At 68.4% G+C, this 22753-nt stretch carries 23 protein-coding genes and 1 pseudogene; 21 read left to right on the forward strand and 3 right to left on the reverse strand.

From position 1 onward, the window contains the following. Positions 1-6: 6 nt before the first annotated feature. The 10 genes from AB0F88_RS27945 to AB0F88_RS27990 all read left to right on the forward strand — a co-directional run bounded on the left by AB0F88_RS27945 (position 7) and on the right by AB0F88_RS27990 (position 12431). The gene (locus AB0F88_RS27945) at positions 7-2613 is read left to right on the forward strand and encodes an NADH-quinone oxidoreductase subunit G (protein ID WP_362690197.1); all 2607 of its coding nucleotides are present in this window, start codon (positions 7-9) and stop codon (positions 2611-2613) included. After that, on the forward strand, positions 2613-3962 hold the full coding sequence (nuoH, locus tag AB0F88_RS27950; RefSeq protein WP_362690200.1) for an NADH-quinone oxidoreductase subunit NuoH: 1350 nt from the start codon (positions 2613-2615) through the stop codon (positions 3960-3962). The genes AB0F88_RS27945 and nuoH overlap by 1 nt, the downstream gene beginning before the upstream one ends. Then, entirely contained in the window at positions 3949-4464 is a 516-nt protein-coding gene (gene nuoI / locus AB0F88_RS27955) for an NADH-quinone oxidoreductase subunit NuoI (protein ID WP_344747308.1), read from the forward strand. Before nuoH ends, nuoI begins: the two co-directional genes overlap by 14 nt. Next, a complete protein-coding gene (locus AB0F88_RS27960; RefSeq protein WP_362690203.1) occupies positions 4457-5293 on the forward strand; it encodes an NADH-quinone oxidoreductase subunit J in 837 nt (278 codons plus the stop codon). The genes nuoI and AB0F88_RS27960 overlap by 8 nt, the downstream gene beginning before the upstream one ends. After that, the gene (gene nuoK / locus AB0F88_RS27965; protein ID WP_329089089.1) at positions 5290-5586 is read left to right on the forward strand and encodes an NADH-quinone oxidoreductase subunit NuoK; all 297 of its coding nucleotides are present in this window, start codon (positions 5290-5292) and stop codon (positions 5584-5586) included. The genes AB0F88_RS27960 and nuoK overlap by 4 nt, the downstream gene beginning before the upstream one ends. Positions 5587-5652: 66 nt before the next feature. Next, positions 5653-7515, forward strand: a complete 1863-nt coding sequence (gene nuoL, locus AB0F88_RS27970) for an NADH-quinone oxidoreductase subunit L (RefSeq protein WP_362690472.1) — start codon at positions 5653-5655, stop codon at positions 7513-7515. Beyond that, the gene (locus AB0F88_RS27975) at positions 7515-9128 is read left to right on the forward strand and encodes an NADH-quinone oxidoreductase subunit M (RefSeq protein ID WP_362690206.1); all 1614 of its coding nucleotides are present in this window, start codon (positions 7515-7517) and stop codon (positions 9126-9128) included. The genes nuoL and AB0F88_RS27975 overlap by 1 nt, the downstream gene beginning before the upstream one ends. Continuing rightward, the gene (gene nuoN / locus AB0F88_RS27980; protein WP_362690209.1) at positions 9125-10678 is read left to right on the forward strand and encodes an NADH-quinone oxidoreductase subunit NuoN; all 1554 of its coding nucleotides are present in this window, start codon (positions 9125-9127) and stop codon (positions 10676-10678) included. Before AB0F88_RS27975 ends, nuoN begins: the two co-directional genes overlap by 4 nt. Positions 10679-10692: 14 nt before the next feature. Beyond that, positions 10693-11688 (forward strand): polyprenyl synthetase family protein, encoded by a 996-nt coding sequence (locus AB0F88_RS27985; RefSeq protein WP_362690212.1) that lies wholly within the window; start codon positions 10693-10695, stop codon positions 11686-11688. A gap of 341 nt (positions 11689-12029) precedes the next feature. Next, on the forward strand, positions 12030-12431 hold the full coding sequence (locus AB0F88_RS27990; RefSeq protein ID WP_362690215.1) for a MarR family transcriptional regulator: 402 nt from the start codon (positions 12030-12032) through the stop codon (positions 12429-12431). 75 nt (positions 12432-12506) lie between these two features. Here AB0F88_RS27990 and rarD read toward each other — a convergent pair whose 3' ends face one another. Beyond that, a complete protein-coding gene (gene rarD, locus AB0F88_RS27995) occupies positions 12507-13427 on the reverse strand; it encodes an EamA family transporter RarD (protein ID WP_362690218.1) in 921 nt (306 codons plus the stop codon). Positions 13428-13563: 136 nt separating this feature from the next. Between rarD and msrA the strand changes: the two genes are divergently transcribed. Continuing rightward, the gene (gene msrA, locus AB0F88_RS28000) at positions 13564-14226 is read left to right on the forward strand and encodes a peptide-methionine (S)-S-oxide reductase MsrA (RefSeq protein ID WP_362690221.1); all 663 of its coding nucleotides are present in this window, start codon (positions 13564-13566) and stop codon (positions 14224-14226) included. Between the two features lie 165 nt (positions 14227-14391). Here msrA and AB0F88_RS28005 read toward each other — a convergent pair whose 3' ends face one another. Beyond that, on the reverse strand, positions 14392-14706 hold the full coding sequence (locus AB0F88_RS28005) for a replication initiator (protein ID WP_362690475.1): 315 nt from the start codon (positions 14704-14706) through the stop codon (positions 14392-14394). 3 nt (positions 14707-14709) lie between these two features. Further along, positions 14710-15452 (reverse strand): annotated as a pseudogene (locus AB0F88_RS28010) (transposase); the annotation flags it as partial. A 138-nt stretch (positions 15453-15590) separates the two neighbouring features. Here AB0F88_RS28010 and AB0F88_RS28015 point away from each other — a divergent pair. The 10 genes from AB0F88_RS28015 (at position 15591) to AB0F88_RS28060 (ending at position 22751) form a co-directional block, all read left to right on the forward strand. After that, positions 15591-17489 (forward strand): PQQ-binding-like beta-propeller repeat protein, encoded by a 1899-nt coding sequence (locus AB0F88_RS28015; RefSeq protein WP_362690478.1) that lies wholly within the window; start codon positions 15591-15593, stop codon positions 17487-17489. A gap of 19 nt (positions 17490-17508) precedes the next feature. Next, the gene (locus AB0F88_RS28020; RefSeq protein ID WP_362690224.1) at positions 17509-17799 is read left to right on the forward strand and encodes a hypothetical protein; all 291 of its coding nucleotides are present in this window, start codon (positions 17509-17511) and stop codon (positions 17797-17799) included. Positions 17800-17887: 88 nt separating this feature from the next. Beyond that, a complete protein-coding gene (locus AB0F88_RS28025) occupies positions 17888-18178 on the forward strand; it encodes a hypothetical protein (RefSeq protein ID WP_362690227.1) in 291 nt (96 codons plus the stop codon). Beyond that, positions 18175-18591, forward strand: a complete 417-nt coding sequence (locus tag AB0F88_RS28030) for a PIN domain-containing protein (RefSeq protein WP_362690230.1) — start codon at positions 18175-18177, stop codon at positions 18589-18591. Before AB0F88_RS28025 ends, AB0F88_RS28030 begins: the two co-directional genes overlap by 4 nt. 220 nt (positions 18592-18811) lie before the next feature. Continuing rightward, positions 18812-20092: a mannosyltransferase family protein gene (locus tag AB0F88_RS28035; RefSeq protein ID WP_362690233.1), complete on the forward strand. Its 1281-nt coding sequence runs from the start codon at positions 18812-18814 to the stop codon at positions 20090-20092. A gap of 256 nt (positions 20093-20348) precedes the next feature. Next, positions 20349-21017 (forward strand): hypothetical protein, encoded by a 669-nt coding sequence (locus AB0F88_RS28040; protein WP_362690235.1) that lies wholly within the window; start codon positions 20349-20351, stop codon positions 21015-21017. A 17-nt stretch (positions 21018-21034) separates the two neighbouring features. Then, positions 21035-21448 carry an HD domain-containing protein gene (locus AB0F88_RS28045; protein WP_362690238.1) on the forward strand — a complete coding sequence of 138 codons (414 nt, stop codon included), beginning with the start codon at positions 21035-21037 and terminating at the stop codon, positions 21446-21448. 268 nt (positions 21449-21716) lie between these two features. After that, a complete protein-coding gene (locus AB0F88_RS28050) occupies positions 21717-21926 on the forward strand; it encodes a hypothetical protein (protein ID WP_362690241.1) in 210 nt (69 codons plus the stop codon). 47 nt (positions 21927-21973) lie between these two features. Next, positions 21974-22123 carry a hypothetical protein gene (locus tag AB0F88_RS28055; RefSeq protein ID WP_362690244.1) on the forward strand — a complete coding sequence of 50 codons (150 nt, stop codon included), beginning with the start codon at positions 21974-21976 and terminating at the stop codon, positions 22121-22123. Positions 22124-22439: 316 nt separating this feature from the next. Further along, positions 22440-22751 (forward strand): hypothetical protein, encoded by a 312-nt coding sequence (locus AB0F88_RS28060; RefSeq protein ID WP_362690247.1) that lies wholly within the window; start codon positions 22440-22442, stop codon positions 22749-22751. Positions 22752-22753 lie beyond the last annotated feature (2 nt).

The raw sequence follows: 22753 nt of genomic DNA on the forward strand, positions 1-22753 counted from the left end.
GACGCCATGACCGTCGAAGCCACCACCCCGGCGCAGCAGGTGCCGGTGAACCTGGTCACCGTCACCATCGACGGCTTCCAGGTGAGCGTCCCGAAGGGCACTCTGATCATCCGGGCGGCCGAGCTGCTCGGCATCCAGATCCCCCGGTTCTGCGACCACCCGCTGCTGGAGCCGGCCGCCAACTGCCGCCAGTGCCTGGTGGACATCCCCGACGCCGGAAACGGCCGCGGCTTCCCCAAGCCGCAGCCCTCCTGCGCGATCGAGGTCGCCGAGGGCATGGTCGTCCAGACCCAGCTCACCTCCCCGGTCGCCGAGAAGGCGCAGCGCGGCGTGATGGAGCTGCTGCTCCTGAACCACCCGCTCGACTGCCCGGTCTGCGACAAGGGCGGCGAGTGCCCGCTGCAGAACCAGGCCATGTCCAACGGCCAGGGCGAGAGCCGCTTCGTGGAGAAGAAGCGGACCTTCGACAAGCCGGTCGCGCTCTCCTCCGAGGTGCTGCTCGACCGCGAGCGCTGCGTCCAGTGCGCGCGCTGCATCCGCTTCTCCGACGAGATCGCCGGCGACCCGCTCATCGACTTCTTCGAGCGCGGGGCCAAGGAGCAGGTCGCCACCGCCGACGGCCGCCCGTTCGAGTCCTACTTCTCCGGCAACACCGTGCAGATCTGCCCGGTGGGCGCGCTCACCGGCGCCGCGTACCGCTTCCAGGCCCGCCCGTTCGACCTGGTCTCCACGCCCAGCGCCTGCGAGCACTGCGCGAGCGGCTGCTCCCTGCGCACCGACCACCGGCGCGGCAAGGTCACCCGCCGCCTGGCCGGGGACGACCCCGAGGTCAACGAGGAGTGGAACTGCGACAAGGGTCGCTGGGCCTTCACCTACGCGACCCAGCCCGACCGGCTGAAGACCCCCCTCGTCCGTGACGAGGAGGGACGCCTGGTCCCGGCCTCCTGGCCCGAGGCGTTCGCCGCGGCCGCCAAGGGCCTGTCCGCCGCGCGCGGGCGCGCCGGCGTGCTGGTCGGCGGCCGCCTCACCGTCGAGGAGGCGTACGGGTACGCGAAGTTCGCCCGGATCGCTCTCGGCACGAACGACATCGACTTCCGCGCCAGGCCGCACTCCGAGGAGGAGGCGCGCTTCCTCGCGCACGCCGTCGCCGGCAAGGGCATCGAGGTCCGCTACGCCGACCTGGAGAAGGCGCCCGCGGTGCTCCTGGCGGGCTTCGAGCCCGACGAGGAGTCGCCGATCGTCTTCCTGCGCCTGCGCAAGGCGGCGCGCAAGAAGGGCCTGAAGGTCTTCTCGGTCGCGCCGTTCGCCGGCCCCGGGCTCGCCAAGATGGGCGGCACCCTGATCCCGGCGGTGCCGGGCTCGGAGACCGCCGTCCTGGACGACCTCGCCGCCGTGGACGCGATCGCCGCCGAGGCGATCAGGCAGCCGGGCGCGATCATCCTGGCCGGTGAGCGGCTCGCCACCGTGCCGGGCGCGCTGTCGGCGCTGCTGCGGCTCGCCGACTCCACCGGCGCCCGCCTGGCCTGGATCCCGCGCCGCGCCGGTGAGCGCGGGGCCGTCGAGGCCGGGGCGCTGCCGAACCTGCTGCCGATCGGCCGCCCGGTCGGTGACGAGACCGCCCGCGCCGAGGTGGCCAGGGCGTGGGACGTCGCCTCCCTGCCCGAGGGCGAGGGCCGCGACACCACCGCCATGCTGGCGGCGGCGCTCGACGGCGAGCTCGACGCCCTCGTCATCGCCGGTGTCGACCCCTACGACCTGCCGGCGCCGCAGGCCGCACTGCTCGCCCTGGAGAACACCCCGTTCATCGTGAGCCTGGAGCAGCGCGCCAGCGCGGTCACCGACCGCGCCGACGTGGTGCTCCCCGTCGCCGTGGTGGCCGAGAAGTCGGGCACCTTCGTCGACTGGGAGGGACGCGGGCGCACCTTCGCCGAGGCGCTCCCGGTTCCGGGGATCATGAGCGACCTGCGGGTCGTCTCCGCGATCGCCGACGCGATGGACGTGCACCTCGGCCTGCCCGACCCCGCCGCCGCCCGCCGCGAGCTCGGCTCGATCGGCGCGTGGCGCGGACCCAGGGCCGCCGCTCCCGACGCGACCGGCCGGGCCGCCGCCGGGCCGCAGGCCGGGGAGGCCGTGCTGGCCAGCTGGCACCTGCTGCTCGACGACGGCCGCATGCAGGCCGGGGAGCCGTACCTGGCGGGCACCGCCCGCCGGGCCGAGGCGCTGGTTTCGGAGTCCACCGCGGCCGAGTCGGGCCTGGTCGACGGCGGCGAGATCGTCGTCAGCGGCGAGCGCGGCTCGCTGAGCCTGCCCGTGCGGATCGCGGACCTGCCCGACCGGGTGGTGTGGCTGCCGGCCAACTCCGCGGGCCGCTCGGTCACCCGGGACCTGCGCGCCGTCGCCGGTGACGTGGTCAGGATCGGCGCCTCCTCCGGGAACGCCGCGTCCGACGGGGGCGCCGCCGTCGCGCCCGCCGCCGCGAGCCCGGTCACGCCGGGCTCGGCGAGCACCGTCGCGGGCATCGGCGCGGCCACTGACACCGGGTCCGACGAGCGTGCCACCGGCACGACGGCCGGCGAGGCACGCGCCGCCGGCGAAGCCAACGAGGAGCGGTAATGAACGCCCGGACTCTTCTAGCGGCCGATCCGAGCCTCGCCGACTTCGGCAAGGACCCGCTCTGGATCAGCATCATCAAGGCCGCCGTCATCTTCATCGTCCTGATGCTGGGCGTGCTGTTCGGCGTGTGGTTCGAGCGCAAGCTCATCTCCCGCATGCAGAACCGGTACGGCCCCAACCGGGCGGGCAAGTTCGGGTTGCTCCAGTCGGTGGCCGACGGTCTCAAGATGGGGCTGAAGGAAGACCTGATGCCCCGGACCGTCGACAAGGTGATCTACTTCATCGCCCCGGTCGTCCTGGCGGTCCCGGCCTTCCTCGCCTTCTCCGTCATCCCGATGGGCCCGATGGTCTCGATGTTCGGGGTGCAGACGCCGCTGCAGCTCACCGACCTGCCGGTCGCGGTGCTGCTGGTGCTCGCGATGGCCTCGATCGGCGTGTACGGCATCGTGCTGGCCGGCTGGGGCTCGCGCTCCCCCTACTCGGTGCTCGGCGGCCTGCGGGCCAGCGCCCAGGTGGTCTCGTACGAGATCGCGATGGGCCTGTCGTTCGTCGGCGTCTTCCTGTTCGCCGGGACCCTCTCCACCTCGGAGATCGTCGCGGCCCAGGCCAACGGCGGGACGCTCCCGCTCTTCGGCCTGGAGATCCCGCTGCCCTCCTGGTACATGATCCTGCTGATCCCGTCCTTCCTGATCTACATCATCACGATGCTGGGCGAGACCAACCGGGTCCCCTTCGACCTGCCCGAGGGCGAGGGCGAGCTGGTCGGCGGCTTCCAGACCGAATACTCCAACTCGTTGAAGTTCGCGGTCATCATGCTCGCCGAGTACGTCAACGTCTTCGTGGTCTCCGCGGTCTCCATCACCCTGTTCATGGGCGGCTGGCGGGCCCCGTGGCCGATCTCCATGTGGGACGGGGCCAACACCGGCTGGTGGCCGCTGCTGTGGTTCTTCCTCAAGATGGTGCTGGTCTTCTCCTTCTTCGTCTGGTGCCGCGCCTCGCTGCCGCGTGTCAGGTACGACCAGCTGATGGCCCTCGGCTGGAAGATCCTCATCCCGGTCAACCTGGCCTGGATCATGCTCGTCGCCACGGTCAAGGCCCTGCGGCTGGACAACGTCGACCAGTCGGTCGTGTTCATCGTGCTCGCGGCCGTGCTGATCGGCTGCTTCGGGATCTGGTGGCGTTTCGACAGCGTGCTGCAGAGGCGCAAGGAGGCCCGGGCCGCCCAGGTCCAGGCCGAGTTCGAGCAACTCCAAGCCGAGCCGTCCGCCGGTGGCTTCCCGGTGCCGCCGCTCGACCTGCCGCACTACCACGGTGTAGCGCGCAAGGAGGTTCCCAGTGGGAGCAACTGATTGGCTGAATCCCATCAAGGGATTCGGCGTGACCTTCCACACGATGTTCAAGAAGGTCGAGACGGTCAACTACCCCGAGGAACAGCGGCCCACGGCCCCGCGCTTCCACGGCCGGCACCAGCTCAACCGCTGGCCCGACGGCCTGGAGAAGTGCGTCGGCTGCGAGCTGTGCGCCTGGGCCTGCCCGGCCGACGCGATCTTCGTCGAGGGTGCGGACAACACCGACGAGGAGCGGTTCTCGCCGGGTGAGCGCTACGGGCGCACCTACCAGATCAACTATCTGCGGTGCATCCTGTGCGGCCTGTGCATCGAGGCCTGCCCGACACGGGCGCTCACGATGACCAACGAGTACGACCTCGCCGACAGCAGCCGTGAGAGCCTCATCTACACCAAGGAGATGCTGCTCGCGCCGCTCGGCCCCGGCATGGAGGTCCCGCCGCACCCCATGCGTCTCGGCGAGACCGAAGAGGACTACTACCGTCTGGGACGCAACAATGGGTGAGACCATCACGTTCTGGGTTCTGGCGGTCGTCTCGGTGGGGGCGGCCTTCGGGCTCGTCTTCAGCCGCAAGGCGGTCTACTCGGCGCTGATGCTGGGCGTCGTCATGCTGTCGCTGGCCGTGCTGTACGCGGTCCAGGACGCCCCCTTCCTCGCCGCGGTGCAGATCATCGTCTACACCGGCGCGGTCATGATGCTCTTCCTGTTCGTCCTGATGCTCGTCGGCGTCGACTCCGCCGACTCGCTGGTCGAGACGATCAGGGGACAGCGTCTGTGGGCGTTCGTCGCGGGCCTGTCCTTCGCGGCGCTGCTCGCCCTGGGCGTCGGCAACGCCGTCTACGCCCCGCCCACCGGTCTCGCCAAGGCCGTCGAGGGCGCGGGCGGCAACGTGCCCTCCCTGGCGCAGCTCATCTTCACCAGGTACGTCTTCGCCTTCGAGGTCACCTCGGCGCTGCTGATCACCGCCGCGCTCGGCGCGATGGTGCTGGCACACCGCGAGCGCGTCCGGCCCAAGGCCACCCAGCGCGACCTGGCCCGCGCCCGCTTCACCGGCCCGCAGCCCTCGCCGCTGCCGGGGCCCGGCACCTACGCGCTGCACAACGCGATCGACATGCCGGCCCTGCTGCCCGACGGCACGGTCGCGGAGAAGTCCATCAACCGGGTGCTCGCCAGGCACGAGATCGAGGACGGCTTCGCGCCGACCGACCCGGCGAAGGCGGCGCTCATCAAGCAGGTCCTGGAGAAGGAAGCGGCACAGGGCCGCGGCTCCGGCTCAGACGACGAGCCCGTCCATGTGAGGGACGCGGCACTCCAGCAGGAGGACGGCAAGTGACCACTCACTACCTGGTGCTCTCCGCGCTGCTGTTCGCGATCGGCGCCGTCGGTGTGCTGGTGCGGCGCAACGCGATCGTGGTGTTCATGTGCGTGGAGCTCATGCTCAACGCCTGCAACCTCGCGTTCGTCACCTTCGCCAGGCAGCAGGGCAACCTGGACGGCCAGATCATCGCGTTCTTCGTGATGGTGGTGGCCGCGGCCGAGGTCGTCATCGGCCTCGCCATCATCGTGATGATCTTCCGAACCCGCAGGTCCGCGTCGGTGGACGACGCCAACCTGCTGAAGTACTAAGAGGTGGCCGTGGAACCCGCTGAGATCATCCAGCATTCCGGGGGCGTGATCGGAGTCTCCTGGCTCATGATCGCACTCCCGCTGCTCGGCGCCGCGGTCCTGCTGCTGGCCGGGCGTCGCTCCGACCGCTGGGGTCACCTCCTCGGCGTCGCGATGTCCCTGGGCGCCTTCGTGGTGGCGGTCGTCGCCTTCGTCGAGATCCTTGGCCTGCCCCCGGCCCAGCGCCGCCTGGGCGTCCCGCTCTACCAGTTCATCCCCGGCGTCGCCGACATGGGGCTGCTGATCGACCCGCTGTCGATCAGCTTCGCCCTGCTGATCACCGGTGTGGGATCGCTGATCCACATCTACTCGATCGGCTACATGTCGCACGACGTCGACCGGCGCCGGTTCTTCGCGTACCTGAACCTGTTCGTCGCGGCGATGCTCCTGCTGGTGCTGGCCGACAACTACGTCGCCCTGTTCATCGGCTGGGAGGGCGTGGGCCTGGCCTCGTACCTGCTCATCGGGTTCTGGCAGTTCAAGCCCTCGGCGGCGGCCGCGGCGAAGAAGGCCTTCATCGTCAACCGCGTCGGCGACTTCGGCCTGCTGATCGCGATCTTCACCGTCTTCACGACGTTCGGCACGGTCGCCTTCAGCGACCTGACCGGTGAGGTCGTCAAGGGGGCGATCGCGTCCGGCGGCGCCTCGCAGGGCACGATCACCGCGATCGGCCTGCTGCTGCTCCTGGGCGCCTGCGGCAAGTCGGCCCAGCTGCCGCTGCAGTCGTGGCTGCTGGACGCGATGGAGGGCCCGACCCCGGTCTCGGCCCTCATCCACGCGGCGACCATGGTCACCGCGGGCGTCTACCTGGTCGTCCGCTCGGGCGCGTTCTTCGAGGCCGCCCCGACCGCGCAGCTCGTCGTCACGATCGTCGGCGTGGCCACGCTGCTCGCCGGTGCGATCATCGGTTGCGCCAAGGACGACATCAAGAAGGGCCTCGCGGGCTCGACGATGTCGCAGATCGGCTACATGATGCTCGGCGCGGGCCTCGGCCCGGTCGGCTACGCGTTCGCCATCGCGCACCTGATCGGGCACGGCTTCTTCAAGGCCAACATGTTCCTCGGGGCGGGCTCGGTCATGCACGCCATGAACGACGAGGTCGACATGCGCAAGTACGGCGGGCTGTTCTCGGTGATGAAGGTCACCGCGGCCACCTTCATCGTCGGCTACCTCGCGATCATCGGCTTCCCTCTGCTGTCCGGTTACTTCACCAAGGACGGCATCATCGAGACGGCGATGCACCACAACCCGATCCTGGGCTGGCTCGCGGTCCTGGGCGCGGGCATCACCGGCTTCTACATGTCGCGGATGGTCTTCATGACCTTCTTCGGCAAGAAGCGCTGGGCCGACGACGCGCACCCGCACGAGTCGCCCTCGGTGATGACCGTGCCGCTGATCCTGCTGGCGATCGGCTCGATCTTCCTGGGCGCCTTCATGATCCTGGACAACCGGCTCATGACGTTCCTCGCCCCGGCGGTCGGCGCGCCCGAGAAGCTGCCCGAGTTCCACTTCGTCAGCCCCGCCGGATTGACCACGCTCGCGCTGGTCGCCGTCGGTGCCGCCTTCGCCTGGTTCCGCTACGGTGCCGCCGAGGTGCCCCGGGTCGCCCCGCGCGGCTCGTTCGTCACCACCTTCGCCCGCCGTGACCTGTACGGCGACGCGCTGAACGAGGCGCTGTTCATGCGCCCCGGCCAGTGGCTGGCCCGCATCGCGGTGTTCTTCGACAACCGCGGCATCGACGGGCTGGTCAACGGCCTGGCGGCGGGGATCGGCGGGACCTCCGGGCGGCTGCGCCGCATCCAGACCGGCTACGTGCGGTCCTACGCGTTGTCCATCCTCTTCGGTGCCGCCGTGGTCGTTGGCGCGCTGCTCTACGTAGGGAACATGTGATGCCCTGGCTCTCGACCCTGATGGCCGTGCCCGTTCTGGGCGCGGTGGGTGTCTCCCTTGTCAAGAGTGACAAGCTCGCCAAGCAGCTGGCCCTGGTGGTCTCGCTGGTCGTGCTCGCGCTGACCGGCGCCATCGCCGCGCAGTTCAGCCCGGCCTCCCCGGCTCGCTTCCAGTTCGTCGAGGTCTACGAGTGGATCCCGCGCTTCGGCGTCCACTACGGCGTCGGCGTCGACGGCATCGCCCTGGTGCTGATCGCGCTGTCGGCGATCCTCGTGCCGATCGTGATCCTCGCCTCCTGGCACGACGCCGACGGCTCCGGGGCCGAGGCCCCGCCCAAGCGGTCGGTGAAGACCTACTTCGCGCTGCTGCTGGTGCTGGAAGCGATGATGATCGGCGTCTTCGCGGCGACCGACGTCTTCCTGTTCTACGTCTTCTTCGAAGCGATGCTCATCCCGATGTACTTCATGATCGGGTCGTACGGCGGGGCGCAGCGGTCCTACGCGGCCGTGAAGTTCCTGCTGTACTCGCTCTTCGGCGGCCTGCTCATGCTGGTCGCGGTGATCGCGCTCTACGTGGTCGCCGGGAAGAACACCTTCATGTTCCCCGAGCTGATCGCGGCCGTCCAGGACCCGACCACGCAGAAGTGGCTCTTCGCGGGCTTCTTCATCGCGTTCGCGGTCAAGGCGCCGCTGTGGCCGTTCCACACCTGGCTGCCCGACGCCGCCGCGCAGGCCCCGGCCGGCGCCGCGGTGCTGCTGGTGGGCGTGCTGGACAAGGTCGGCACGTACGGGATGCTGCGCTTCTGCCTGGAGCTGTTCCCCGAGGCCTCGAAGTTCTTCACCCCGCTGGTGATCGTGCTGGCGGTCGTGGGCATCGTCTACGGCGCGATCGTGGCCATCGGCCAGACCGACATGAAGCGCCTGATCGCCTACACCTCGATCTCGCACTTCGGCTTCATCGCGCTGGGCGTCTTCGCGATGACCCCGAACGCGGGCGCGGGCGCCACCCTCTACATGGTCAACCACGGCTTCTCGACCGGCGCGCTGTTCCTGATCGCCGGCTTCCTGATCTACCGCCGGGGTTCCAGCCGGATCGCCGACTACGGAGGCGTGCAGAAGGTCGCCCCGCTGCTCGCGGGCACCTTCCTGATCGCCGGCCTGTCCGGGCTCTCCCTGCCGGGTCTGTCCACGTTCGTCAGCGAGTTCATGGTCCTGCTCGGCACCTACCAGCGCTACCCGGTTCCGGCGATCATCGCGACCAGCGGTGTCGTCCTGGCGGCCGTCTACATCCTGTGGATGTACCAGCGCATGATGACCGGCGCCCCGAAGGAGCCGGCGTACGCCGTACCCGGTTCCCCCGGGGAGGCGGCGCACGTCCTGCCCGACTCCCCGAAGGAGCCCGGCTCCTCGAAGAAGCCGGCGCTGAGCCTGCCCGACCTCAACCGGCGCGAGATCTTCGTGGTGGCCCCGCTGGTCGCGGTGCTCCTCGTGCTGGGCTTCTACCCCAAGCCGGTGCTTGACGTGATCAACCCCGCGGTGGACAAGACGCTCAGCAGTATCAACATCGAACAGCCCAAACCCGCCGTGGCGGACCAGAAGGGGGCCGGGCAGTGAACGACGCCATCATCCAACCCCCGACGATCGAGTACGCGCTGCTGTCGCCGATGCTGCTCGTGTTCGGCGCGGCCATCATCGGCGTGCTGATCGAGGCGTTCGCGCCCCGCTACCTGCGCAAGTCGATCCACATGCCGCTCACGCTGCTGGCCCTGGTCGGCGCGTTCCTGATGACCGTGCTCAACGCCGTCAACGGCCTGCCGGACGCCCCGGCGGCGATGGGCTCGGTCGCGGTGGACGGTCCCTCCCTGTTCATCTGGGGCATCATCCTCGTGCTGGCCCTGGTCAGCACGCTCCTGATCAACGACGAGGAGCAGTTCGTCGCGCAGGCGGCGGCGGTGCCGGGCAGCCCCGACGAGGAGGACGCGATCCTCAGCGGGTACGCCCAGACCGAGGTTTACCCGCTGCTGCTGTTCTCGGTCGGCGGCATGCTGCTCTTCGCCTCCGCCAACGACCTGCTGATCATGTTCGTCGGCCTCGAGGTCATGTCCCTGCCGCTGTACCTGCTCTGCGGCCTGGCCCGCCGTCGCCGCCTGCTCTCGCAGGAGGCCTCGGTCAAGTACTTCCTGCTCGGCGCGTTCTCCTCGGCCTTCTTCCTGTACGGGATGGCCCTGATCTACGGCTACGCCGGGTCGGTCGACCTGCGGGCCATCAGCGACTCGCTCAGCTCGGTCAGCGGTCAGGAGACCCTGCTGCTGATCGGCACCGCGATGCTCGGCATCGGCCTGCTCTTCAAGATCGGAGCCGCGCCGTTCCAGGCGTGGAAGCCTGACGTCTACCAGGGCGCGCCCACCGCGGTCACCGCCCTGATGGCCTCCACCGTGCTCGTCGCGGCCTTCGGAGCCGTTCTCAGGGTCTTTTGGGTGGCTCTGGGTGGCCTTGAGTGGAACTGGAAGCCGGTCATGTGGGGCGTCGCGATCCTGACGATGATCGTCGGCGCGGTCCTGGCCATCACCCAGACCGAGATCAAGCGCATGCTCGCCTACTCCTCGATCGCGCACGCGGGCTTCCTGCTCACCGGCATCGTCGCGGTCGGCGCCGCCGAGCAGAACGCCCAGGCCCTGTCGGCCATCCTGTTCTACCTGGCCGCGTACGGCTTCACTACGGTCGGCGCCTTCGCGGTCGTCACCATGGTCCGCGACGCGGGCGGCGAGGCCGGGCACCTGTCCCGGTGGGCCGGCCTGGGCAAGCGATCCCCGGTCCTGGCGGGCATCTTCGCCTTCTTCCTGCTCGCCTTCGCCGGCATCCCGCTCACGAGCGGTTTCTTCGGCAAGTACGCCGTCTTCTCGGCGGCGGTCGCCGGGGACGCGCTGCCGCTCGTCGTCGTGGGTGTGGTCAGCTCGGCGATCGCGGCGTTCTTCTACGTCCGCGTCATCGTGCTGATGTTCTTCAGCGAGCCTGCCGCCGACGGGCCGTCCATCGCGGCTCCCACGGTGGGCACCTCGGCTGTGGTCGCCCTCGCGGCAGCGGCTACGGTAGTGCTCGGGGTCTTCCCGCAGCCGGTGCTCGATCTCGCGGATCAGGCTGCGTCCGCGCTGTTCATTCGCTAGAGGAGTAACGTTTCATGGCTGCGCCACCGGTTGTTGATCTGCCGTTCGTCGACGAGCGGCTGGCGCAGGACGTCGCGACCGGACTGGCAGAGGTCGAGAAGCTGCTGCGGTCCTCGGTGCAGAGCGACGACGCCTTCGTCACGGAGGCGTCCAAGCACCTCATCGAGGCCGGCGGCAAGAGGTTCCGGGCCATGCTGGCCCTGCTCGCCGCCCAGTTCGGCTCGCCGCAGGCCGCGGGCGTGGTGCCCGGGGCCGTGGTGATCGAGCTGACCCACCTGGCGACGCTCTACCACGACGACGTGATGGACGAGGCCCCGGTCCGCCGGGGCTCCCCGTCGGCGAACGCCCGCTGGGACAACACCGTGGCCATCCTGACCGGCGACTACCTGTTCGCCCAGGCGTCGGAGATCCTCGCGGACCTCGGTGCCGACGTCATCAGGATCCAGGCCCAGACGTTCTCCCGCCTGGTGCGCGGCCAGATCCGCGAGACCATCGGCCCCCGCCCCGGTGACGACCCGGTGGCCCACTACATCGGGGTGCTGGCCGACAAGACCGGTTCGCTGATCGCCACCTCCGGCCGGTTCGGCGCCATGCTCAGCGGGGCCTCGCCCGAGGTGGTCGAGCGGCTGACCCGGGCCTGCGAGGCGATCGGGGTGGCGTGGCAGCTCGGCGACGACCTGCTGGACGTCGCCTCAGAGACGGTCGAGTCGGGCAAGACTCCCGGAACCGACCTGCGCGAGGGCATCCGGACCCTGCCGGTGCTCTACGTCCTCGCCTCGGACGCCCCCGAGAGCGCCCGCCTGCGCGAGCTGCTGGCCGGTCCGGTGGCGGAGGAGGACATCGAGGAGACCCTGGGTCTGCTCCGCGCCGACCCCGCCATGGGACGCGCCCGCGCCGAGCTGCTCGCCTGGGCCGACCGCGCCCGCGAGGATCTGGCGAGCCTTCCCGACATCCCGGCCCGTGCCGCCTATCTGGCACTGTGTGACTACGTGGTGGAGCGTTCCGGCTGACCGCGGTTTGTCCGGCATCGTTTTCCCGACGCTGTTCCCTCGGCTCCCTCGGCGCCGTTTTCCTGGCGCCGTGTGATCACGTCGTGATGGTCCGGCCGGCCGTCGCCCGCCGGGCGGTGTGCGACCGCCTCGTGGAGTGGTCCGGCCGGCCCCGTTAACCTGGAACCGTGCGACCACGTCGTGAAGCGTTCCGGCCGGCCATCGCAGGCATGATCATCCGGCTCTTCCACCCGGTCCGACCGGGTCTATCGTATGTTTTTCACGATATTTATTGCATGTAAAAGCAAATATTGTATGTGCATGTAGACTCCTGCCGATAGAACACTCCAGGAGGAATCACCATGTCGTGGGATCGTTTCGCCCTCTTGCACGCGCGCGTGGAGGCGGAGTTGACCAAGGCACTCCAGCGCGGACACGGCCTCGGGCTGTCGGAGTACCGCGCGCTGGGACGGCTCGCCACCGCCCCCGGCGGCTGCATGCGCATGCAGGAACTCGCCGAGTCCGTAGGGCTCAACCAGAGCTCGGTGACCCGTCTCGTCGCCCGCCTCGAGGAGGCCGGGATGACCCGGCGCGACCTCTGCTCGGACGACCGCCGCGGCGTCTACTCGGTGATCACCGACGAAGGGCGGACCCGGCTGGCCGCGGCCACGCCCACCTACGAGCGCTCCCTGGCCGCGGCCCTGGAGCAGGCCGGCATCGACCCGGACCTCACCCCGCTGGTCCTCGCCGTCCGCGGCTCCTGACCCCCGGTTGACCCCCGGTCGCCTCGGCGCGGTCACTTCGCGGCCCTTGGCGCCACCATGTGGCGCCAAGGGGTCTTATGCGGGTTCTTGTACGGGAACGGGATCAGGGGCCGCCCGGCGGGCCTGGGCGGCCGTCCGGAGGCTGTCCCAGGTGAAGACCGACAGCGCCAGCCAGATGACGCCGAACCCCAGCCAGCGGCTGGGCGGCATGACCTCCCCTATGACGAACACGCCGCACAGGAACTGCAGGATCGGGGCGATGTACTGCAACAGGCCGATCGTGGTGAGCGGTATCCGGATCGCGGAGGCGGTGAAGCAGAGCAGCGGGACGGCGGTGACCACACCCGCCCCGGCCAGCAGGAGCGCGTGGCCCGCCCCCGCGTTGCCGAACGTGCTCGTCCCCTGCTGTCCCAGGTAGACCAGGTAGCCCAGTGCGGGGAGCAGCAGCACCAGCGTCTCGACCGTCATGCTCTCCGCCGCGCCCACCCCGGCGATCTTCTTGACCAGCCCGTACGTGCCGAAGCTGGCGGCCAGCACCAGCGCGATCCACGGCGGGCGCCCGTAGTCGACGGTCAGGATGACCACCGCCGCGGTGCCCAGCCCCACCGCGACCCACTGCCACCGTCGCAGCCGCTCCTTCAGCAGGAACACCCCGAAGAGCACGCTGACCAGCGGGTTGATGAAGTAGCCGAGCGCGCTCTCGACCACGTGCCCGCTGTTGACGGCGTAGATGTAGAGGCCCCAGTTGACCGTGATGATCATCGCTGCCAGGACGAGGAGGCCGAGCTTCCGCGGGGTGCGCAGGAGCTCGCGGAACCAGGACCAGTGGCGCCGTACCGCCAGGATGGCGACGACGGCGACCAGGGACCACGCGATGCGGTGTGCCAGGATCTCCAGGGCGGCCGAGGGCTTCAGGAGCGGCCAGTACAGCGGGAACAGACCCCACATGCTGTAGGCGGCGATGCCGTACAGAACTCCACGGCGCGTTTCAGGCATGATGCCTATCTTCGCTCCTTACCAGATTTAATACAATTTAGTAGTACTTTCCGCTCTGTTAAGAGAGTCTTACGGGAACACGGGGAGGTCGCCGACGGTTGCCTCCTGGTGAGAACGTGTCAGGAGGAGGTTCACAATGGGCTGGTTGTTCGGCAAGGACAAGACGACGATGGTGTCCCCGGAGAACGCGCTCCCGGGCCGCCCCACGCCGATCACGGCACCCGGCCGCCACGCGGTCCTCGACGCCCCGCTCGCTCCGCCCTACCCCGAGGGAAGCGAGATCGCCGACTTCGGCCTCGGCTGTTTCTGGGGCGCCGAGCGCATCTTCTGGCAGACCCCGGGTGTGATCACCACCTCGGTCGGCTACGCGGGTGGCTACACCCAGAACCCGACCTACGAGGAGGTCTGCACCGGCCAGACGGGTCACACCGAGCTCGTCCGCGTCGTCTTCGACCCTGCCAAGGTGTCGTACGAGGAGCTGCTGCGCGTCTTCTGGGAGGCCCACAACCCCACCCAGGGCATGCGCCAGGGCAACGACGTCGGCACGCAGTACCGCTCGGCGATCTACTTCCACTCGCCCGAGCAGGAGAAGTCGGCCCTCACCTCACGTGACGCCTACCAGAAGGTGCTCACCGAGTCGGGCTACGACCCCATCACCACCGAGATCGCCCCGGCGGGTGACTACTTCTTCGCCGAGGAGTATCACCAGCAGTATTTGTTCAAGAACCCGGGCGGCTACTGCGGGATCGGCGGGACCGGGGTGTCGTGCCCGGTGGGGCTGACCTCCGGCGAGGCGTAGACCTGCGGGTTTGGTTAGATCCTGGCCCTTGATCGCCCGGCGCGTCCGGTGCGGATCTCGGGCCAGAGCCGTTTCCGGCGACAAGTATCACTACAAGGGCTAGGAGCGGGACGGTAGCCTGGTCCGGCGGCCGATCGGTTGGCCCCTCCAGATCATCGAGGCGGATCATCGCAGCCCCGTATCGCGGTAGTCGTAGCAGTCCACGCAAAGGGGTTGCCCCACTTGGGGGGCATCGCTGTCATGGCGTGCGCCGCGGCTTTCCGGTCGCCTGTGCTCGCGCACCGGACGATCACGCCGAGGACGGCACGGCAACGGCTTGCCGTTCTCGCCTGACCGGTGTGCGTGGACCACACCGAAGGACGGGACGGTGAAGGTGGCGAACATGCGAGGATGCCCGCTCACCTCCTCGGGGACGCCCTCACCACCGTCGCCGGCCCACAGTCCGAGGATGTCGCGCTCACCGTCGAGGGTGACCGCCATCGCCACATGGATCGGCCGGTTGGCAACCTGACCGTCACAGATCTTCACGTGGATCGCATCGATGAAGATCACCGGGCAGACCGGATCCAAAGGCCGGTTCTGCCGCTCGGCCATACCGTCGATGACCTTGCCGGTGATGGCGGAGATGGTCTGCCTGGACACCTGTGCGCCGTAGACCTCGGCCAAGTGCGCGGAGATCTCCCCGGTGGTCAGCCCTTTGGCGGCCAGCGAGATGATCATCTCATCGACGCCGGACGGGCGCCGCTGCCGTTTGCGGAAGTTCTTCGGCTCGAAGCTGGCGTCCCGGTCCGCGGCACCGCGATCCCCACCGGTCCCACGTCGGTGATGACGGTCTTGGTGCGGGTGTCGTTGCGGGTGTTGCCGCTGCCGCGTTTGGCCGCCTCGTGCTTGTCGTAGGCGAGGCGGTCGGTGATCTCGTCTTTCAGCGCCGACTCCAGGACCAGTTTGGTCAGCCGGCCCAGCAGCCTGTTCTCACCGATCAGATCCAGTCCTTCGGCGCGGGCCTGGTCGACCAGTTTGCCACCAGTTCGCGATCCGAAGCCTCGTTGTTCCGCGTCACCGCGGGCTCCTCCAAGTCCATCGCTGCGGATGACTGGATCACGGTACTCGTCACAGGTGTCTCCTTGATCAGGAGTTACACATTGTTTGTGCAGTCCCACGGCGGAACAGTCCGGCTGCCCGCAATGTGTAGCGATATAGCTACATCGATGGTCGTTAAGTATCACAATGGAACGGTGAATAAGCGTTCAGGAAGCCGTTGGCGGCCAATTGGCGCCTTTTTCGCTCTTGGCATCCTGTTAGCCGTTTTCGGAGTCGTGTTGCGGGCGGGGGACCTGTCGACTGCGGCCAACATCGCTCAGTTGGTGTCTTTGCTGCCGATAGCTGCCAGCGTGATCGGCTGGGCCCGCAGCAGAGGATCGGAGACTGAGGTCCCGACTGATTCCTCCACTGATTTGGCGGCGTTGGTGCGGACGATAGGTGAGGCGACGGATCGTGTCGAGCAATCTCTTGATCGTCAAAATCGCCTGGGTGCGGGGTTGCTGGAGATCCGGGATCGGCTGACGCGGGCGGCGTCTCGTTTGGCGGCGGAGCGCGAGTCCCTGAGCGGTGAGCTCGCCTCTCGTCAGCCGGGCGCGAGATCGGCGGGCCTGGGCGAGGGGGAGCGTGAGCGGCTGAAGGTCGAGGTCGGGCGGTTGCGTCGGGAGTTGCGGGATACCCAGGATCGGTTGGAGGCAGCCGAGCGGCTTCGTGTGGAGGTTGAGAGGCGGCTTGCCAGGGCGGAGGACCAGCGTACGGAGGCCGAGCGGTTGCGCCGTGAGGCTGTGGAGCAGGCCACGCGAGCTCGGCGCCATCTGGAGGAGTCGGACGTCCGCCCGACTCTGGTGAGTTCATCGCGGGTGGGGATGACGCGGCCGAGTATTGAGGCCGTGCCGCTGTTGGGGGAGACCGACCAGCAGGCGGCGGCGGAGATCCTCGGTCATGTCGATCAGATGCTTCGTGATGAGGCGACTGCGCTGGATGAGGTTGGTGAGGAGCTGGCACGAAGTGCTGATGCCGTTGGCGGGTTCGCATCGCCTCCCACGCCTGGCACTCGGCAGAGTGGTCACAGAGACAGCCGTTTCGCGTTTCGCGTGATTCGTCCACTGAGTGTAGGCGTAATTTTAATTAGTGCCGGCGCTGTGCTGGTCGCCGCCTATCTTCTACGGTTTCCCATCGGCTTCCCGGAGTCGGACTCGACGACGGGCAAGCGTCCTGGAAGCGCGGATCCGACTACGACTCAGGTCTTGCCCTGGACCTACACCACCGGCGGCGACATTCACTCCGTCCGAGCGGTCGCCGGCGGCCTGCTCTACGTCGGCAGCGCCGACAACAAGATGTACGCCCTGGAGGCGGCGACCGGGAAGGTCCGCTGGACCCACACCACCGGCGACATTCACTCCGACCCAGTGATCGCCGGCGGCCTGGTCTACGTCGGCAGCGCCGACAACAAGGTGTACGCCCTGGAGGCGGTGACCGGCAAGGTCCGCTGGACCCGCACCACCAGCGTCGTCCACTCCCTCCTGTCAGTTGCCAACGGCCTCGTCTACGTCGGCAGCGCCGACAACAAGATGTACGCCCTGGAGGCGGCGACCGGCAAGGTCCGCTGGACCCGCGGCATCGGCGGCACATTTGCCTCCAACCTGGATGTCGCCAACGGCCTGGTCTACGTCGGCAGCGCCGACAACAAGGTGTACGCCCTGGAGGCGGTGACCGGCAAGGTCCGCTGGACCCGCACCATCGGCGACAGCGTCCCCTTACCGGATGCCGTCAGCGGCCTGTTCATCGGAAGCGCCGGCGGCCTGCTCTACGTTGGCAGCGTCGACGGGAACGTGTACGCGCTGGACGTGGCGACCGGGAAGGTCCGCTGGACCCGCACCATCCAAGACGTTTACTCCGGCCCGGCGGTCGCCAACGGCCTGCTCTACATCGGCAGTTTTGACGGGAATGTGTATGCCCTGGACGCGGCGACCGGGGAGGTCCGCTGGACCCACAGTATTGGCGGCGACGTCGCCTCCACCCCCTCAGTCGGCAACGGCCTGGTCTATGTCGGAAGCACCGACAACAAGGTGTATGCCCTGGAGGCGGCGACCGGGAAGGTCCGCTGGACCCACACCACCGGCGGCAACGTCGCCTCCACCCCGTCAGTCGCCAACGGCCTGGTCTACGTCGGCAGCGCCGACAACAAGGTGTATGCCCTGGACGCGGCAACCGGACCCGGGTAAGCACCGGTCGAGGTCGGTGATGCCTCTGCGCGCGGGCGGCGCCGGCCCGGACCGGCCGAAGAGCCGCAGCCGGGCCAACTGGCCGACCGGCGCGCGTGCGGGGCGCGCAGCGGTCTGCGCTCGCGATGCCGACAAGCTGAAATGCCTGATCCAGGCCATCGAGTATCGCGAGCAGGGGCATCAGAACATTCAGCTGTGGATCGACAGCTCGCTCGCCGCGTTGAAGACGGCGTCCGCGAAGCGCCTCGCGGACGAGGCGCTCAGCACGGGCTCGCTGGAGTGGATGACTCGCGTCCTCAACGGAGATTGAGACACCTGACACTCATCGAGGATCGAGCTCTTTTCGACTGGCAGGGCTATGACCAGTGTTTTGCTACTTCCAGTAGTAAGATGATTCCATGAGTATGCCTGAGCGGGAGTTCGCTCCGGGAGACGGGCCGGCCGCCAAGGTCAGTGTGTCCCTGAGGGCGGGTAACATCCGCGCCGTCAAGGAGCGGGTCGGGGCCCGTGGATTCTCCGCCTATGTCGACGCCGCCGTGGAGCGCCAGATCGAGCGGGATCTCCTGGAGGAGGCCCTTCAGGAGAATGAGGCTGCTTCCGGTCCGATCCCCCAGTCCTTGCGTGACGAGGCGGCGGCGCTGTTTCGCCGCGTCAGGTCGGCGCCCGAACTTCAGGAGGAGGACGGGTGACGCGTGCACGGAGCAGGCTGAGCGCGGGCACTGTGGTCCTCGACTGTGAAGGGCTCGTGAAGTGGTGCGAGGCCGACCGGAGGGTGACCGCGTTCGTACGGGAGGCCCAGGACAACGATTTTCGGGTTGTGGTCAGCGCGATGACACCGATCGAGGCGCTCGACGTTCGCGTCAAAAGCGATCGCCTCAGGTGGTACCTGTCACGCCTGAAGATCGAGCCTGTGACCGAGGACATCTCGTCACGGGCGATCGAGCTTCTCCGGGACGCACGTCTGCATGGTCACAAGTACGCCATCGACGCCGTGGTCGCGGCTACCGCGCTGAGCTCGGTGCGCCCAGTCGTCGTTCTGACATCCGACGATGACGACATGGGCAAACTGTGCGGGAAAACCGTGGAGGTGGTCCATGTTTGAGACTGCCTGCGAGGTGACCGCCGGGCGCTGACGTCCGGAACCATTTTTCCACGGCGGGCACGGCGGCTAGCGCCGAGTGGAAGTTTCACGGCGGGGCGGGGCGTCCCGCCACCGGGCGGAAGTGGTCTTCGCAGGAGACGAGCGGGGACGGGCCGGCACGGAAGGATCATGCCGTGGGCAACCGGTTGCCCGGATTTTGCGGCTGTATAAGGATTCTCGCGTGACTGATCGCGCGCCCGCCGGGCCGGTGGAGATTACGGAGCCGGAACCGGCCGACACGGAACCCGGCGCACGTCCCGGCAAGACTTCCAGCGAGACTTACAGCGAGACGACCGGCGAAACTTCCAGCGAGACGACCGGCGAGTCAACCGGTGAGGTGGCCGGGCGGCGGTGGGTGCCCAGGTTCCTGACCGACCCCGGCGACCGGCTGGCCCTGCTCCTCTGGGCGCTGTCGCACGTCGGTGTGCTGATCTACGCCTACCTGGCCGGCCCTGGCCGGACCACCGACCCCTTCCTCAACCGGTTCACCCGCTGGGACGCCGAGAACTTCATCGCCATCGCCCAGTTCGGCTACGACGGCCCCCCGGGCATGCAGGACGCCGAGAAGCTGCCGGCGTTCTTCCCCGGCATGGCGATACTGATCAAGGCGATGTGGCCGGTCGTCGAGGACGGCCGGCTGGCCACGATGATCATCTCGCTGGTGGCCAGCGCGGTGCTCGCGGTGGCGCTGTCGCGGCTCGCCGAGACGTACGCGGCAGGCAGCGGCCGGTACGCGGTGGCGGCGCTGTTCCTCAGCCCGTTCGCCGTGTTCCTGTACTCCGGCTACTCGGAGGCGCTGTTCCTCGCCCTGGCCGTCTCGGCGTGGTTGCTCGCCAGGAACGGCCGCTGGGAGGACGCCGCGCTGTGCGCCACCGGAGCCGCCACGGTGCGCATCTCCGGCCTGTTCCTGGCCTTCGGGCTGCTCGTCATGTTCCTGGTGGCGGAGAACGGCCGCAAACGCCCGGGCGGGTGGCGCCTGCTGCCCTGGCTCGCGCTCCCCGGTGTGCCGCTCGTGCTGTACAGCGTCTACCAGTGGACCCGCACCGGCGACTGGCTGGCCTACAACTCGGTGCAGGACCGGTTCTGGGGCCGGCACGCCGTCTGGCCGTGGGAGGCGCTCGCCAACACCTGGAGCATGTCCGACGACGTCGCTTCGCTCACCACGTCCTACTACGAGGAGATCATCTCGGCCGCGGTGCTGCTGGTGCTGGCCGGCTGCCTCGCGGTACGGCGCAAGTGGCCGGAGTTCGCGTACATCGCCCCCCAGGTGCTGTCCTTCCTCACCCTGTCGTCGTTCTACATTTCGATCGGCCGGGGGTCGCTGACCTGGTTCCCCCTGTGGATCGCCATCGGCGTCGCGGGGGTGCGAAGACCCTGGGTGTGGCTGGTGAGCATGGCCATCATGATCCCGGTCATGGCGATCAACACCGGGAACTTCACCACCGGCGCGTGGATCGGCTGACACCGCCCGCGCCCGGCACTCCGCCCGCGCCCGGCGGTCCACCGGCGGGCGTCAGGGCGGGCGCGGGGCGGCGGGTGCCGTCAGGGCCAGGAGGAGTCCTGCTCGGGGTCGCCACCGTCCGCCGACCACGGCAAGACTCCCAACCGCATTATTCGGGCGGTGCGGTGCTGGTCGTGTTCTTGTCGCTGCTTCGGCGTGATGAGACGGACCGTTATGCCTTGGCGCGGAGGACGCTGCGTCCGGTTGGATGGGGCTCATGACTGCCCATGACGTGGCCCGGCTGTTGCCCGATGCCCCGGTGCTTCGCGACGCGTGCCGGTCCATGGCGGTGCTGGAGGCCGTCCTGAGTCCGGAATGGTCCAGCCGCTACCACTTCTTCGGCGCGGGCTGGAGCCCCGGGGAGGAGATGGCCTCCATGGAGAACGGCTCCGGAGACGAGTACTCCATCGTCTTCTCGGCGGCGGGCGCCTACATCCGCGGTTTCGACCATGAGGCGGTGATGAGCCCGTACGGCAACGACGGGCCGTGGCCGGGGGTGCTCGACTCTGTTCCCGAGGTCTTCCGCCACTGCGTGGCCGAGCCCGCGTTCTGCGACGAGGACGGCATGCCGGTCGTGACCGCCTGCCTGTGGCGCGAGATCGGCGATGACCGCTGGCGGGTGGGCGAGATCGACTACCCGGACGGCGCCGGCGACCCCGACGGCGCGACGCACCTGTTCGCGCGGCTCGTCGACCCGTCCGCGGAGGCGTTCCAGCGGTTCGCCGAGGACTACTACGACATCCCCGTGGACCTCGACGCGGTACGGCACGTCTACGCCCTCCGCCCGTTGACGCAGGCGGTGGTCACCGCGCTGAACGCCGACCTCACCATGCAGGACCTCGCTGAGGACCTCACGGCGGCCCGGTACCCATCAGCCGCCGGTTGAGAAGACGGTTCGCCCATATGGCGGTGATCGTGCAACGGCTCACGCTCTTCGATCTGGACGACACGCTCGTGGACCTGGACGAGGCCATCACGTCGCCGCAGTTCCAGCGGGAACCGGAGGCGGCGCCGAACGAGGAGGTCACCGCCGACCAGATGCGTGGTGTTCCGGAGCCGGCGGCGGAGATGGTGAGCGGCGCGGTCGGCGAGTACGAGGAGAAGACCAGTCTCGAAGCCATCTGCGCCCGGGACGCCGACAAGCTGGAATGCCTGATCCAGGCCATCGAGTATCGCGAGCAGGGGCGCCAGAACGTTCAGCCGTGGATCGACAGCTCGCTTGCCGCGTTGAAGACGGCGTCCGCGAAGCGCCTCGCGGACGAGGCGCTCAGCACGGGGTCGCTGGAGTGGATGAATCGTGTCCTCAACGGAGACTGAGACACCTGACGTTCATCGAGGCTCGAGCTCGCTCCGACTCGCGCGGCTACAGCTCGCCGTGCTGCGGACGGCCAGGCTCGCTCTGTTTTCGGAAAGGGCGGGGAAGCCAGGGGAACCTAACGGATGCTTGCTTCGTCGACAGACAGCGGAGCCCTGGCCGGCATGGTCTTACGGAGGGTGTTTGTCGACCGCATGTCCCTGAGAAGGCGCTGCCGACGTCACTTACGTTTATTTCGTTTGTTGCGGATACTGCGAAGAGGAGGTCGTGATGGCAGATGTGCAGGCGAAGCGAGTTCAGCCCGGGAGCATCGACGCCGAGATGGCCGGTCGCGCCGTACGCCGGATCAAGGACTACCTCATGCAGTATCCCGAGCAGTCGGCCGTGCGGGTCGCCGGTGAGCATGGGGGTGAGGACCCGTTGGTCTTGCCTCGCGGGGCCGTGAGTCTGCTCGCTTTCATCCTCTGGTCGAAGGGCTGAAGCTTCCCGACCCGGATGACCGGCATGTGCCGGCCGCGGCGATCAAGGTGAGAACGCAGATCATCGTCAGGTCGAACCTCAGGGGCTTTCCTCCAGAGCACCTGGCGTCCTGGGACATCGAGGCGAAGTCTCCCGATGGCTTCGTACTGGACCAGATCGACCTTGACGGGCGAGTCGTCTGGGCCTGCGTGCAGTAGATCGCGGACTCGCGCACCAGCTCGCCGGAGACCGTGGACGATGGGCTCGAGGCCTTGGAGAAAGCGGGCCTCGTTGAGTCGGTCGCCGCTCTTCGAGCCGGCTAGCCGGTCACCGTGGCGTGCAGATGGTGGCGAGCCGTGATTTATCGCCCGAATCGAATCGCTATCACCGGCAGTACCTGTACAAGAACCCGGGCGGCTACTGCGGGATCGGCGGCACCAGCGTCAAGCTGGGTGACCCGTCCGATTGGCTCGGTGATCGAGGCGCTCGGCCTCGATGATTGTCATTCTATATAGTTTTCTATATAGTTTTTGCATGGCTGTTCTTCATGACGCGACCGAGCTCACGGTCACCGAGGCCGCGCAGCGCGGAGTGGCTCGTCTGGTGGCTGATGCGGAGCAGGGGGCGGATCTGGTGGTGACCCGTCGGCACCAGCCGGTCGCAGCGGTTGTGAGCATGCGACGTCTCAACGAACTGGAAGAGGCCGCGGCCGATCTGCGGGATCTGGCATTGGTTCTCGTCAGAGCCGCCACCGACAGCGGACGGCGGACGTCGATTGACGATGTCCTTTCCGCTTTCGGGCATACCCGTGAATCGCTGGCCGTGCTCCCGGATGACGACGAGTAGCG

The sequence above is a fragment of the Streptosporangium sp. NPDC023963 genome (assembly GCF_040639135.1).
Taxonomy (GTDB): domain Bacteria; phylum Actinomycetota; class Actinomycetes; order Streptosporangiales; family Streptosporangiaceae; genus Streptosporangium.